Origin of the sequence: Nonomuraea sp. NPDC005501 (assembly GCF_040605905.1) — a bacterium.
Classification (GTDB): domain Bacteria; phylum Actinomycetota; class Actinomycetes; order Streptosporangiales; family Streptosporangiaceae; genus Nonomuraea.
On the sequence record NZ_JBEXDT010000148.1, the window covers coordinates 1 to 13875 of the forward strand.

General features: G+C 70.2%; 13 protein-coding genes and 1 pseudogene. 8 read left to right on the forward strand and 6 right to left on the reverse strand.

Annotated features, from left to right (window positions below):
- The first annotated feature begins 414 nt into the window (after window positions 1-414).
- On the forward strand, window positions 415-1803 hold the full coding sequence (locus tag ABZS51_RS40130; RefSeq protein ID WP_355452864.1) for a serine hydrolase domain-containing protein: 1389 nt from the start codon (window positions 415-417) through the stop codon (window positions 1801-1803).
- Between the two features lie 393 nt (window positions 1804-2196).
- On the opposite strand, the gene ABZS51_RS40135 is transcribed toward ABZS51_RS40130, so the two are convergent.
- Both ABZS51_RS40135 and ABZS51_RS40140 read right to left on the reverse strand, forming a co-directional pair.
- Window positions 2197-2745 carry an aldo/keto reductase gene (locus tag ABZS51_RS40135; protein WP_355452899.1) on the reverse strand — a complete coding sequence of 183 codons (549 nt, stop codon included), beginning with the start codon at window positions 2743-2745 and terminating at the stop codon, window positions 2197-2199.
- 166 nt (window positions 2746-2911) lie between these two features.
- Window positions 2912-3019 (reverse strand): annotated as a pseudogene (locus tag ABZS51_RS40140) (helix-turn-helix domain-containing protein); the annotation flags it as partial.
- Between the two features lie 178 nt (window positions 3020-3197).
- Here ABZS51_RS40140 and ABZS51_RS40145 point away from each other — a divergent pair.
- Complete coding sequence (locus ABZS51_RS40145) at window positions 3198-3998, forward strand: NAD(P)H-binding protein (protein ID WP_355452867.1); 801 nt, start codon at window positions 3198-3200, stop codon at window positions 3996-3998.
- Window positions 3999-4041: 43 nt separating this feature from the next.
- Here the strand turns inward: ABZS51_RS40145 and ABZS51_RS40150 are convergent, their stop codons facing one another.
- Complete coding sequence (locus ABZS51_RS40150; RefSeq protein WP_355452870.1) at window positions 4042-4248, reverse strand: hypothetical protein; 207 nt, start codon at window positions 4246-4248, stop codon at window positions 4042-4044.
- Between the two features lie 439 nt (window positions 4249-4687).
- On the opposite strand from ABZS51_RS40150, the gene ABZS51_RS40155 reads away from it, so the two are divergent.
- Entirely contained in the window at window positions 4688-5257 is a 570-nt protein-coding gene (locus tag ABZS51_RS40155; RefSeq protein ID WP_355452873.1) for a hypothetical protein, read from the forward strand.
- Window positions 5258-5306: 49 nt separating this feature from the next.
- A complete protein-coding gene (locus ABZS51_RS40160; protein WP_355452876.1) occupies window positions 5307-5867 on the forward strand; it encodes a hypothetical protein in 561 nt (186 codons plus the stop codon).
- A gap of 67 nt (window positions 5868-5934) precedes the next feature.
- On the opposite strand, the gene ABZS51_RS40165 is transcribed toward ABZS51_RS40160, so the two are convergent.
- Window positions 5935-6738: a glycerophosphodiester phosphodiesterase family protein gene (locus ABZS51_RS40165; protein WP_355452879.1), complete on the reverse strand. Its 804-nt coding sequence runs from the start codon at window positions 6736-6738 to the stop codon at window positions 5935-5937.
- Between the two features lie 194 nt (window positions 6739-6932).
- Between ABZS51_RS40165 and ABZS51_RS40170 the strand changes: the two genes are divergently transcribed.
- Complete coding sequence (locus tag ABZS51_RS40170) at window positions 6933-7283, forward strand: STAS domain-containing protein (RefSeq protein WP_355452882.1); 351 nt, start codon at window positions 6933-6935, stop codon at window positions 7281-7283.
- Window positions 7284-7316: 33 nt separating this feature from the next.
- On the opposite strand, the gene ABZS51_RS40175 is transcribed toward ABZS51_RS40170, so the two are convergent.
- The gene (locus tag ABZS51_RS40175) at window positions 7317-7742 is read right to left on the reverse strand and encodes an ATP-binding protein (protein ID WP_355452884.1); all 426 of its coding nucleotides are present in this window, start codon (window positions 7740-7742) and stop codon (window positions 7317-7319) included.
- 471 nt (window positions 7743-8213) lie between these two features.
- Here ABZS51_RS40175 and ABZS51_RS40180 point away from each other — a divergent pair, with 471 nt between their 5' ends.
- Both ABZS51_RS40180 and ABZS51_RS40185 read left to right on the forward strand, forming a co-directional pair.
- Complete coding sequence (locus tag ABZS51_RS40180) at window positions 8214-9353, forward strand: cytochrome P450 (protein ID WP_355452887.1); 1140 nt, start codon at window positions 8214-8216, stop codon at window positions 9351-9353.
- Window positions 9354-9495: 142 nt separating this feature from the next.
- Window positions 9496-9795, forward strand: a complete 300-nt coding sequence (locus tag ABZS51_RS40185) for a hypothetical protein (RefSeq protein WP_355452890.1) — start codon at window positions 9496-9498, stop codon at window positions 9793-9795.
- A 12-nt stretch (window positions 9796-9807) separates the two neighbouring features.
- Here ABZS51_RS40185 and ABZS51_RS40190 read toward each other — a convergent pair whose 3' ends face one another.
- Entirely contained in the window at window positions 9808-11478 is a 1671-nt protein-coding gene (locus ABZS51_RS40190; protein ID WP_355452893.1) for an alpha/beta fold hydrolase, read from the reverse strand.
- 548 nt (window positions 11479-12026) lie between these two features.
- Between ABZS51_RS40190 and ABZS51_RS40195 the strand changes: the two genes are divergently transcribed.
- Window positions 12027-13640, forward strand: a complete 1614-nt coding sequence (locus ABZS51_RS40195; RefSeq protein WP_355452896.1) for a phospholipase A2 — start codon at window positions 12027-12029, stop codon at window positions 13638-13640.
- Window positions 13641-13875 lie beyond the last annotated feature (235 nt).

The window sequence follows — 13875 nt, forward strand, 5'->3', positions numbered from 1 at the left end:
CCCGAGACCGTCTCGACCGACTACGACACCTCCGACCGGCTCTACTTCGAGCCGCTCACCCTGGAGGACGTCCTGGAGGTCGTCCACGCCGAGCACCCTGCCGCGGGTGCGCGATCGTGCTCATGCGCGGCACCGTCCTCCTGGTCAGCGCCGCTGTATCTGGTCAGCCGCGGCTGCTGGCCGGGCGCTTCCCCGGCACACCGCGGCCGACCTGGCGCAGGTCATGCGCATCCTGGCGCCGCTGGTGCGGGTACCACCCAGGGCGGTGTGGGGCAAGGCCGGGCAGACCGCGTACGCGACGGCCGAGTCGTGGCTGGGCCGGCGACGTCAGAGGGATCTGGTGGCGGTTTTCCGCAAGGGTTGTTGAGGGTTTCCGCGATGTGCGGTGGCGGGCGCGGTCCCTAGCGTTGACGGGTGCTCCTGAACACTCTTGCGGCGCTCAGCCTCGCCGTACTTCCCGCGCTTCCCGCCGCGCCGACCCCCACCTCGATCGACGAGTTCATCGCCCAATATCGTGAAGCGACCGGTTTGCCGGGTGTAGCGGTGGCGGTCACCAAAGGGAGGCAGGTCCTCCACGCCGCGGGCTACGGCCGGACCGCGACAGGCGAGCCCGTGACCGCCGACACCCCCATGGCGGTCGCGTCGGTCAGCAAGTCCTTCACCTCACTGGCCGTCCTGCAACTGGTGGAGAAAGGCCGGGTCGAGCTCGACAGGCCGGTCCGCGGTTACCTGCCCGAGTTCCGGATGGCCGATCCCCGGGCGGCCGACATCACGGTGCGCCAGCTGCTCAACCAGACGTCGGGCATGGCCGACTCGGCCTTCCACGAGAAGAGCCTGCCCCAGCCCGACTCGCTCCAGGGCTCGGTGAGCCGGCTCAGAGACGCGCGGCTCGCCTCGACGCCGGGCACCGCCTACAGCTACCACAACACCAACTACCAGGTCGCCGCCCGGCTGGTCGAGGTGGTGAGCGGCGAGCCGTTCGCGGGCTACCTCAAGACGCACGTGTTCACGCCGCTCGGCATGCGCCACAGCAGCACGATCGACACCGATCGGGACCTGCCGGACAGCGCCCGGGGTCACCTCTACCTCCTCGGCCAGGCGATCGCCCTGCCGGAGCCGCGCGGATTCGGCAACGGCTCCGGCGGTGTGCTCAGCAGCGCCAACGACATGGCCCGCTGGCTGATCGCCCAGAACAGCGGCAGCGACATCCTGTCTCCCGCGAGCGTCAAGGAGATGCGCACACCCTCCGCCCAGAACCCGGACTACGCCCTCGGCTGGGAGCTCGACCGGACCGCGGGCGGCACTCCCGTCGTACGCCACGGCGGCGACCTGTTCACCTCCACCGCCCAGCAACTGCTGATGCCCGAGTCCGGTTACGGCGTGGCGGTCATGGCCAACACCGGCATGGCCTTCGGCGACAGCGCCGCGCTCATGGACGGCCTGGTCGCCCTGATCGAGGGCCGGCGGCCGGACGCGCCCTCCTCTCCCTTGCCGGCCACCGACCTGGTGTTCACGCTGCTGACGCTGGCGACCGTCGCGCTGGCGGTGCGCGGCATCGCCCGCTCCCGGCGCTGGGCCGCCCGCCGGACGGGCTGGCAGCGATGGCGGCTGCTGCCGTACTTGTTGCCGCTCATCCTGTGTACGGCCATCGCCCCGCTCTTCCGGGTGCTCGCCCGAGGTAGGGACAGTTCCTGGATCCAGGTGGCATACCTCTACCCGACGTTCATGATCTGGCTGGTGACGGCCGCGGCGGCGGGGACGGCACTGGTGCTCGCGCGCCTCTGGCGGGGCGCGACGAGGTAGACATAACGACCTTCGTTATGACGGTCGGCCCCCAGGGGCCCGCACGCCGCCTCGGCCGGATCCTGATCATCGGCTCCCTCGCCACGGGCGCGCTCGGCATGGTGGCCGAGCCGATCCTTTCCTCGCTGCTGCTGGCCAAGAGCCACCCGTTCCACCTGCAAGGGGGTGACGTGCTGGCCGGGGTTGTGACGGGAATGGCGGTGCTGGGGTGTCGGAGATCGTCCGGCGCGGCGTCGGCCTCCTCGAAGAGGTCGAGGCCACCATCTGATGACCGAGCCGTTCATCCGCGTACGACTGGACGACCTGCTCGAAGAGCGCGGTATGACGCTCACCGAGCTGTCGCACCGTCTCAGCTATGAGCGGTCGTAGTCCAGACCCGCCCGTGAGCCGGACTCAGTTGCCCACGCCGAGGTAGGACATGAACGCGGAGGGGTACCGGTCGCCGCGGGCCGCGGCCGGCGGCACCGCCTTCTCGATGTCGGCCAGGTCGTCCGCGGTGAGGTTCAGCTCCATCGCGGGCAGCGCCTCGGCCAGCCGCTCGCGGGTACGAGCGCCGACCAGCGGCACGATGTCCTCGCCCTGGGCAGCCACCCAGGCGATGACCAACTGGGCGACGGTACAGCCCTTCGTCTCGGCGACCCGGCGCAGAGCCTCCACGAGGACGAGGTTGTGCTCCACGTTCCCGCTGGAGAACCGCGGGCTGAAGCCGCGGCTGTCGCCGGGGCCGGCGGTGTGGCCGGCGGTGTGGCCGGCGGTGTGGCCGGCGGTGTGGCCGGCGGTCCAGTGCCCGGAGATGAGGCCGCGGCCGAGGACGCCGTAGGCGGTCAGGCCGATGCCGAGCTCCCGCAGGGTGGACAGAACGTCCGCCTCCACCGCGCGGGAGATCAGCGAGTACTCGATCTGCAGGTCGGCGACCGGGTGCACGACGTGCGCCCGGCGGATCGTCCTCCGCGACCAATACGGTGAACAGTTCGGCCAGCCCGGCCCGCTGTTTGTTGCGGCGCGCGAACTCCGGCAGGGCCCGAAGCCGCCCGGAGGGCTCCATGCCGAGCAGTTCCATCGCGAACGCCTCGCTGTCCAGGTCGCGCCGCTCGATCACCGCCGGCAGCAGGCCCGCCTTACTGCCGGAGTGGTGCAGCAGACCGGGCTCGGTCATGCCGGCCCGGGCCGCGACGTCGGCGAGTGAGGTGCCGCGGAAACCGCCGCGGGCGAACATCTCGCCGTCCGCCGTGATGATCTCTTCCCGCCGCAGGCGAGCGCGTTCCTGCCTGCTGGCGGGCGGGGCCGCCTGCCATGGCGTTCTCCGGTCGTGTCACATTCCCCGCGTCCCGGGGGTCGAGAGGGCAGACCCACGAGATCCGGTCCTGGAGGCCGGCAAGGACCTTGGAGCAGCCATGACGTCAACCATCCTGGTCACCGGTGGCACGGGCACGCTGGGACGCCTCGTCGTACCGCTCCTGCGTGAGGCCGGGCGCGAGGTGCGGGTGCTCAGCCGCGGCGCGCGGAGCGAGCCCGGGGACGGCGTCGAGTTCGTGACGGGCGACGTGACCACCGGCGAGGGGCTGGACGCCGCGGTGAGCGGGGCCGAGATCGTCGTGCACTGCGCCGGCAGCGCCAAGGGCGACGAGGAGAAGGCCCGGAACCTGGTGCGGGCGGCATCGGGCGCGGGCGTCCGGCACCTGGTGTACATCTCGGTCGTGGGCGCCGACCGGGTCCCCGTCGTCAGCGGGATCGACCGGGCCATGTTCGGCTACTTCGCCGCCAAGCGTGCCGCCGAGCAGGTCGTGGCCGGATCGGGCATTCCCTGGACCACGCTGCGGGCCACCCAGTTCCACGAGTGGATCCTGATGACGCTGCGGCAGCTGGCCAAGCCGCCGGTGCTGCTGCCGACCTGGGGCGGCGTGCGGTTCCAGCCGGTGGACTCCGGCGAGGTGGCGGCCCGGCTCGCCGAGCTGGCCCTCGGTGCGCCGGCCGGGCTCGTGCCGGACATCGCGGGGCCGCGCGTGCACACGATGGAGGAGCTCGCCCGCGACTACCTGCGGGCGAGCGGGAAGCGCCGGCTGGTCGTGCCCATGCGGACCCCGGGCAAGGCCGCGGCCGCGTTCCGGGAGGGGGCCAACCTCGCGCCGGAGCGGGCGGTCGGCCGCCGTACCTGGGAGGGCTTCCTGGCCGAGCAGGCGCGTCACGGCCTGTGACAGCCGCGGCCGCGGTTCTCGTGCTCCCGCGGGCCACGCCTCGTCATCCCGTGGTCCGTTCCCGCCGTGAGCGGTGCCGTCTCCGGACGATCAGGAAGGAGGCCGCCGCGAGCGCCGTCACGCCGGCGCCGGTGCCGATCGCCGCTACGGGGAGATGGCCGTCCATGGTCGCGGCGACCGCTTCGGCCGTCCCCGCGACGGACGGGAACCGGATGTCCGCCGCGGCGGTGCCTTCGGTCAGTCCGCTCACCAGATGGATCCGAGCGTGCCACGGGCCGTCGGGTACATGTTCGGTGAGGAGCGCGATGACCGATCCGCTGTCTCGGTGGTGTCCAGCACCACGAGCATCTCGGGGCCGATGGGTCCCGTCACGGTGACCGACGACCGCGGCCTCCTGGACAGGACCGCGGCTCGCACCGGCGGTCCCGAGCGGTCAAGGAAGCCGATATGTCGCCACGCCTCGCAATTGAAATATAACCGTACGTAGTCAATTAGTGATCAAAAGTCAGTCCGGGGCGGGCGGTGAAAGCGTATGGAGCTCGATCTCGACGGCCAGGACGCCATGGGTCTCGCCGCTCCGCGCCGCACCAGGACCTCGGCCGCAGTCGCAACCGAGGCGCAAGTGGATCACCAGAAGGCACTGTGATGCTCCGTGGTGACAGCGAAATCGCGTCCCAGGAGACATACATATGAGGCAGAAAGCTCTGTCCGCCGCGACGGCCGCCCTGGCCGGGCTGGCGGCCGTGACCATGGCCGCTCCCGCTCCGGCGTCCGCCTCGGCGGTGACGATCAGGGTCGAGCGCGGCCACACCGAGACGGTGCGAGAGTGGTTCGACCCGTTCACCTGTCCGACGAACATGGTTCTCACCGGCCGCTCGCACCACGGCGACGAGAACAACGCGACGACCTACTACTGCAGCTTCATCTTCGTCAACGACGAGCAGGCCCGGGTGTTCGTCGGCGACTGGACCCCCGGCCAGAAGGAGAGCAGGTCCAGCTACTCCGCCCCCGCGGACCAGGCGCTCGTCGGCAGGTGGCACACCGGCGACGAGAACGGCACGACGAAGTACCGCCCCGCGACGATCTCCTGGCAGGGCCGGCAGGTGCGGCTGACCGATCCGCTCTGGACCGGCGAGTACAAGGAGAGCAGCCACACCTGGCAGGCGGAGTTCAACAAGGTCATGGTCGGCCGCTCGCACACCGGGGACGAGAACGGCAGGACGAAGTACCAGTACGCCACCGTGACCGTCACGGACTGACCCGCTCGCCGTTCAGCACACCATCACGTACGTAAGGGAACCGCAGAAGATGAGGATGTACCGCAAGGCCGTACCCGTCGTCGTGGCCGCCGCTCTGTCGGCCGCCGCCATGGCCTCTCCCGCGGCGGCGGCGGTGACGATCAAGGTGGAGAGCATCTCCTCCCAGACCGTGTGGGAGGCGGGCGCACAGTTCACCTGCCCGCCGAACCAGGTGCTCACCGGTCGCTCGCACTACGGCGACGAGAACAAGCCGACCACGTACTACTGCAGCCGGATTCTGGTCAACGGCGAGCAGGCCGAGGTGCACTCCGGGGACTGGAGCTCTCCCCAGCGGGAGAACAGGTCGAGCTACACCGCTCCCGTGGACCAGGTCGTCGCCGGCAGGTGGCACACCGGCGACGAGAACGGCATGACGCAGTACCTCAGCGCGGCGCTGTACTGGCAGGGGCGGCAGGTGCGGCTCACCGATCCGCTCTGGACCGGTGAGTACAAGGAGAGCAGCCACATCTGGCAGGCGAGTGCCGGCAAGGTCATGGTCGGCCGCTCCCACAGCGGGGACGAGAACGGCAGGACGAAGTACCAGTACGCCACCGTGAGCTTCGACGGCTGATCCCGGCTCACGACGGCGGCGGTGGCCCGGGACCCCGGCCACCGCCGCCCGGACCCGGCGGTGCGGGCTACCCGCACTTGCCGCTGAGCCAGGCGCGGTACTCCTTCGTGTAGTTCGTCATCACGCTCTTCGGTGCCTGGGCGAGCACGGACTGCCACCGGCTCACGTTGCCGCTCCAGGCGGGCGGCGGCTCCTCCCAGCCCACGCTGTCGGTCCAGCGACCCTCGGAGCCCTTGAGGAGCCCCGGGTGGCGCCTGGCGAGCTCGGCCTGGATCCAGGAGTCCTGGGAGTAGACGAGGATGCGCTGCGAAGCCTGGCGTTCCTTGATCGGGTCGGAGATCTCCTTCCAGGCCGCCGTCGCGTACGCGGTGCTGGACAGGAGGGCCTTGGCCTCGGGCTTGACCTCCAGGAGGGCGACCAGGCCACGGGAGCGGACGTGGTCGAGCCACTGCCGGAGTGTGGAGACCTGCTCCCCCGCGTACGGGCCGCGCGCTATGCGCCGGTCGCGCAGGTTGTCGCTTCCGGCGGTCCACCAGATGTCCGGGATGTTCTTCGTGACGCCTGTCAGCCCGTTGGTGGAGGTGTTGTGCCACATGACGGCCTTGGTGCCCTGCTTGGTCAGCTGGACGTCACCCTCCACGCCGTCGGCGCCCCACGTCTTCTGGTCGTTCACCGCTCTGAGGTTGTTGGGCTGGCGCACCTGGTCCCTGGTCCACGGGCTCGCACCCGTGGGGTAGCCGCCGTGCCCGAAGACCAGCGGGCAGGCGGCCGCACGGGTCCCCGCCGCCTCGGCGTGCGCCGCCGGCGAGGCGGCCACCAAGGTGATCGCGGCCAACGATGCCGCGCATGCCGACTTCGTCCTCATCGTCATCAGGGGTGGGACTCCGTCCATGGGGTGCCGGCCAACGTGGGTGATCCGCACGCTATTCGTCCCGTCCGGAATGATCAAGCGAGGTCGCGAAGTCGGGAGGCACGACAGCCGTCAGGCTACGATGGCAGGTGATCCCTGCTGATGTCGTGGCTTACGGCAACGGCATCGTCAAAGGCAGAGGAGCGAGCGGACACATGACCCCCCTTACCGTGAGCGTGCGACAACGATCCGGCGTGGACCTGGTGCGCCTGCGCGGAGAGCTCGACCGCGGCACCCTCGGCCAGCTCGCCACGGCCCTGCGGCCCCCGCTGGACGCCCCCAGGCCCAGGATCGTCGTGGACGTGGCCGGGCTCCGTTTCTGCGACTCCAGGGGCGTGCGGGGACTGATGGAGGGCCAGCGGCAGGCCGAAGGCGCGGGTGGCGGGCTGCGCCTGATCGGCGTGCGCGGCACCCTGGCGCGGCTGCTCACCGTCGCCCACCTGGTCGACCGGTTTCCGCCCTACGACAGCCTCGAACACGCCTCCCGCTGGCCGGCGACCGGCTGACCACCGCGTACGGTTCGCGCGACCAGGCCGAGGTCAACGGCCTGAGGCGCCGTTCCCGCCGGCTCCTGGGTGGCGCATGCGCAGCCTCAGCCGCGAGCGGTCGTCCAGGTGATCGAGCGTGACCTCGTCGCACAGCCGGTGCATCAGCCAGAGGCCGTAGCCGCGAAAGGCCACCGTGGGCGTGGCGTCGGCGCCGCGGCGCACGTGTTCGCTGGTCAAGGTGCCGGCCGTGTCGATGACGTCCACCCAGATCCCGGCCGCGTCGGTGCCCGCGACGAGCGTGCCGGTGCCGCCGCCGTGCTCCAGGACGTTGTCGGCCGCCTCGTTGACCGCCAGCACCAGATCGTCCAGGCGATCCCCGCCGAGACCGGCGTCGGCGGCGAAGGCGGTCACCAGATCGCGCAGCCGGCTCAGGTTCTCGGTGATCGGGCACCGCAACTGCCGCCCCGCCTCGCCCATGCCCCCCCTTCCCTGAACCGACCTGGGCATCGCCTGCCCCGCTGCCGACGCCGACAGCGTCGAACATCCGTGTCTCCTACCGCGCACCCGCGGAAAGATGCATCGGGCGCGCGATCGGCACAAGTCGGGAATGTGGCTGACCAGGCTACCTGAACCGGTATACCTGAGGGCGTACCGGCGGTCCCGGCCGACCGGTCCGCGCACGCGTCGCGGTCGGGGATGGGGTACGTCGCCGGCATCGGCATCCTGTCCTGGCAGCCAGGAATATGCGGCCGGGCAGGGTTAGGCTGTGGCGTCACTCGTCATCGAGTCATGCCGCTTATAAGACGAAAAGCGGACATTCGGTGATACACATGTCCACTCACTGACTTTGTGTCAGATGGGGGTTGTATGGCGTCTGAACTCCCCTCCTTCCCTGTCGCGAACGAGAACCCGCTCGACACCTGCGTCCGGTTACGCGAAATCGCTCCCGTGGTGGAAGTGGAATTCCCCGGAGGCGTGCCCGCCTATCTGGCACTGACCCACACGGCCGTACAAGAGATCCTCGCCGGGGACAACAAGACCTTCCTCCGTGACCCCAGCCACTGGCCCGCCCTGCACGACGGGTCGATCCCCGAGGACTGGCCGCTGCGCGCCATCGTCCAGGGCGGTCACCTGGCCACCATGGACGGCGCCGACCACCGGCGGCTGCGCGGCCTCGTCGGCAAGGCGTTCACCCCGGCCCGGGTGCAGGCCCTGGAGCCGCGGATCCAGCAGATCATCGACGGCCTGCTCGATGACGTGGTGGCCGCCGGCGACGGCGTCGACCTGGTGCCCGCCTTCACCGAGGCGCTGCCGATGTGGGTGATCTGCGAGCTGTTCGGCGTGCCCGCCGGGGACCGGCTCCGGCTGCGGGAGTGGACCGCCGCGCTGCTGGCGCACACCACACCGCCGGAGGTGGCGTTCGCGACGCAGAACGAGCTGCAGGCGTTCCTGCACGACCTGGTGGAGCGCAAGCAGCGCGAACCGGGCGACGACCTCACCTCCGGCCTGGTCCAGGCCCGCGACGAGGGGGACAGCCTGACCACCGACGAGCTGGTCGGCGTCCTGTGGCTCATGCTCGTCGCCGGCCACGAGACCACCGTCCACCTGCTCGGGCACGCCATCGTGGCGCTGGCCCGGAACCCCGGCCAGCTCGACCTCGCCAAGGCCGGGGAGCGGTGGGCCGACGTGGTCGAGGAGACCCTGCGCTACCGCCACTCGGTGATGATGACCAGCTTCCGGTTCACGGCCGAGGACGTGACCGTCGCCGGGGTGCACATCCCCAAGGGCCGGGCGGTGGGCGTGGTCTACCAGGCCAGTGGCGTCGATCCGGCTCAGCACGGCGAGAGCGCGGAGCGGTTCGACATCACCCGCGAGCAGACCGGGCATCTTGGCTTCGGGCACGGCCCGCGCTACTGCATCGGGGCGCCGCTGGCCCGGATGGAGAGCCGGCTGGCGCTCGCCTCGCTGTACCGGCGGCTGCCGCGGCTCAGCCTCGCGATCGACCCCGGCGCCATCTCGTACTCCCCGTCGTTCTTCACCATCGGCCCCCTTTCTCTGCCGGTGAACCTCGGTCTCAGTAAGCCCTGACAAGCCGTCGGCCACTCCCGGCCCCTCAACCCCGGCCGGCTCCAGTCCTGGCTCATCGTGCGCGGAAGTCGGAGGTGATCATCGTGCATCCGGTCTCATGACAGCCCCAACCCGGGGTGTCACGGAGCCGAAAGGTGACCGTATGAGCAAGACCGACAAGACCCGGCCCTGGTGGGTGCGGATGGCAGACGCGCCGATGGTGACCTGCCTGCCCGTACACGACCACCGGTTCGGACCGTGCACGCTGCCCGGCGAGATCACCGCCGACAGCGCGTCCCTGAGTCACCGCACGAGTGGCTGTCGCTGGGGCCCCGCCCCCTACGTGTTCGGTTGCGGCACCAGGGGCGGGAGCCGGGAGTGGTACTACTTCCGGCGCGAGGAGCGCCGCCGAAGCCGTCACCAGGCGCGCCGCGAGCTGCGCGCCCACCACGGCGACGACTGAAGGCGGCGCCGCTCAGCCGGACGTCCTCGGCCGGCCGGCGGCGGCTGTGGTCGCCGCCGGCCGGGCGGAGGTCATGAGTGGAGCGCCCCACGGAAGCTTGTCCGTCGGCCACAGCTCACGCTGCCGCTTCTTGAGCAGGGTCTCGACCCTGCCGCCCACCGGGCAGCGGAAACCCTGCGGGGGCAGGGTCAGCGAGATCAGGTAGTCGTCGATCGGCACCGTGCTGCACTCGTCCTTGCCGTAGATGCGGTGCCCCCAGCCCTCGTAGGTGATCAGGCGCGCCTTGGAGCCGAGCTGACGGGCCACGTTGGCCGACCAGGAGTACGGGGTGGACGGGTCGTGCAAGGAGTTGCCCAGCAGGATCGGGGTGCTGCCCGTGTAACGCAGCCGGTGCTGCGGGTTGGTGGTGGGGTGGCCGAGGCAGACGGGCAGGTCCTCCATCGGCATCGGGTTGTAGCGCATGTCCGGGGCGCGGCGGTTGGAGCTGCGCAGCAGCGCGGCGTACTCCCTGTGGTTGCGCACCCGTAGCCGGTAGTCCTGGCAGAGGATCGCGGTGGGCAGCTGGGCGACGTCCCCCGAAACGGGCCCTCGTCCGGGCATCGGCGGCACCCACGACGACGGCTCCCCGCCGTCCAGGGCGCGAAGCAGCTCGCTCAGCAGCTGCCAGGCGGGCCCTTCGGTGCCCAGCACGCCGTTCCACAGGACCTGGATCTCGGTCATCGGGCGGTCCGGGACGCCCGGGTAGTACAGCCGGCCGCTGCGCGCCTTGGCCAGGATGCTCTCCCACACCGCGCGGACGTCCTTGCCGTGCAGGGCGCAGCTCGGATCCTGCCCGCACCAGCCGGCGAACTCGTCGAAGGCGTCCTCGACGGCCGCGGCCTCGGTGTCGAGAAAGTCCTTGACGCCGAGGCTGTGGTCCATGTTGCTGTCCAGGGCCATGGCCCGGATCCGGTCCGGGAACAGCTCGGCGTACATCTGGCCGATCAGCGTCCCGTACGAGACCCCGTAGAAGGTGAGCTTCTCCTCGCCCAGCGCGGCGCGCAGGGCGTCCACGTCGCGCGCGACGTCGACCGAGTCCACATGGTCGTACAGCGGGCCGGTACGGGCCCGGCAGTCCGCGCGCAGCTTCCTGGCGAAGGCGCTCCACCTGACGAAGTCGGCCTGGCTCTCCATGACGGCGTACGGGATCTGGTTGTACACCGACGCCGAGCAGATCACCGGGTGACTGCGGCCGACACCCCGGGGGTCGAAGCCGACGATGTCGAACCGCTTCTGCAACTCCTCGGTGAAGAACCCGGGAGCGCCGAAGGCGGCCTCCACGCCCGACCCGCCCGGACCACCCGGGTTGATGACCAGGGAGCCGACGCGGGCCGCCGGGTCGGTGGCCTTGCGGCGGGCGACGGCCAGGTCGATGGTGGCCCCGTCCGGACGCGACCAGTCGATCGGGACCGCCAGCTTGCCGCACTCGGCGGAGGGCTCCTCCTCGCAGGGCGCCCAGGCGATGCGGCCCTTGCCCGAGGCCGGCTGCTGCGGGCTCGGCGAGGACGTCGGCGTGGACGACGCCGTCGGGGCAGGGGTCGTCCTGGCTTCCGCTCCAGGGCCCGCCGCGACGGCCGGCGACATGGGTAGCAGCGTCGCCATCGCCACGAAGGCGACGGCGAGCAGAGATGACCTTCTTCGCACAGTGCTCCCATCGTCGATCGGCCGGTGGGAGCACTCAAGCGGCACCCGACCCGGCTCCGATCATCATCGGTCGACGGCCGCGACGCCCCGAAGCCGGCGGCGGCGAACGCGGCCCCCGTGTTGACCGCGACAGATCGACGGGCAGCACGATACAACGGCACTCGCGAAGATCCCGACAATGACGGTGAAGATCGACGCGTGACGCGGCCGGTCACGACGGCGCACATGGTGGCCGAACCGTGGCCGGCCGGCTGGCCGGTTCACGGTGGAACGACGATTCGCCAGTCCGCGTCCGCTCGCGGAAATTCGTCCGCGACGAAGCACGGACAGCTATTATTCTCAAACTCTGCACATTGCCGCCATAAACTCACCACAGGCTCGCCATGAAGCCCGTGACCTGGGCCAACGAAAGAAATAAACCGTCGATAAATATGCCTTCATAGGCGATCCGAACATTTCTTCCGGAAAATGTCCAGACCTTGCTTGCTCGTTTTATCGGCACTTACTCTCCACATTGTTCAGACATTTCTCTTATGTGGAGGCACCACGTGCGCCGATTAGCTCTCCCTCTCGCCCTGGCGGCGATGCTTCTGCCCTTCCTCGCGCCGGAGGTCTCCGCCACCCCCGCACTGGCCGAACCACCGCCGGCCGACGTGCAGGAGATCGGTCCCGGCCAGTACTCCGCCGACACCAAGACCTTCGCGCTCACCGAGCTGGACGTGTCCGCGGGCGCGATCAGCCGCAAGCACGGCGTGACCCTGACCGGCGGCGACCTGGCCCGGCCGCAGTCGGCCCCGGCCACCCGCCCCGAGCTCGGCGTCTTCGGGCCGGGCTGGCAGGCCGAGTTCGCCGGCGGGCAGATCAACCGGAAACTGGAGAACCAGAACGGCACCATCGTCGTCACGGAGCTCGACGAAGGGACGTCGACCAGCTACTCCCTGAAGAGCAGCGTCTCCTTCCCCGACGGCGGTGGCATCCAGACGTACGAGGCCGCCGACGGATCCAAACTCACCGAGACCACCAAGTGGGACGCGGCCGTCGGAGCGATGCGCACCACGACGGCCGAGACGTTCAAGACAGATCTGAGTCCCCAGGACCCGGGCGACGAGCCCTTGACCAACCCCGACGGCACCCCCATCAGCGACGCCGACCTCCAGCTCACCTACATCTGGTCACGGCAGTCCGGGGCGCCGAGCGCCGACCCCTGGCGGGTGACCAGCGTGGGCACCGTCGCCTTCGGCAAGTCCACGATCACCTATGACCCCCAGGGCCGGGTCAGCACCGTCAAGGAACCGACCCGTGGCGAGATGCCCGCGTCCGTCACCAAGTTCACCTACGCCACGACCACCACGGCCTCCGGCACCTCCTTCGGCGACTACGCGGGCCGGCTCAAGGAGGTCACCGTCGCGTACGGAACCGAGGCGCCGCAGACCGAGGCGAGCTACGCCTACGACCCGAACGGCCTCCTGCGCACCGTGACCGACCCCAGCGTCGGCGCCACGCAGGGGAGCTACGCCTACGACTCGGTGGGACGCCTGTCGTCGATCGAGTCCGACAGCAACGGCGGGTGGCAGCTCAGCTTCCCGGCGGGCGTCGCCGCTCCCCAGGTGACCGCCACGGGCACCGACATGCCGGAGAACGGCGGCGCAACCACGGGCGCGGCCGGGCTGGACGACCCCGACGCGACCGAGCCGCCGGCCAGTGACTTCCTGCCGGACGGCGTGGATCCCCCGCAGTCCTACCCAAAGAAGTGCAGCACGGCCAAGACCTGGATGTGGTACACGAAGTCGGGCTGCTCGGCCTGGGCATTCCATGGCGGCAAGTGGCGCAAGCCGGGCTGGAAGCGGACCGCCAGCGGCTTCAAGGTCAGGGGCATCGTCTACGACCACTGCACGAAGCCGGGAGAGGACCGCCCCCTCGGCTTCGACTTCCGGCCGGCCTGTGACGCCCACGACTACGGGTACGGCCTGATGACCAACCAGAAGAAGCACTACAAGTACTACCTCGACCGCACTCTCCGGCGAAAGGCCGACGTGGACACCCGCTTCTTCATCACCTTGAAGGACAAGGTGTGCGGCGGCTACTTCATCCTGGTGCGGCCCTCCTGCAGGAAGATCGCAGCAGTTAATTACGCGGCCGTCCTGCTCTTCGGTATGCCCTGAGAACAGCGCGAGCACAACGTAGAACCTTCCTCGGGGACCCCCTCGGCCGGATGGCGGCTTCGGTCGCCGTCCGGCCACCACCTCATGCCGGCGTCGTCTCCCTGCACCTCCGTTATGTAAGGCGCGGTACGTCATGAAATCACGAGTCTTATCCTGTGTCATCGCGGCCCTGGCGACCACGGTGATCGCGACCGGGCCGGTCCACGCGGCGGAGCCCTCCCCCACGACTCCCGCA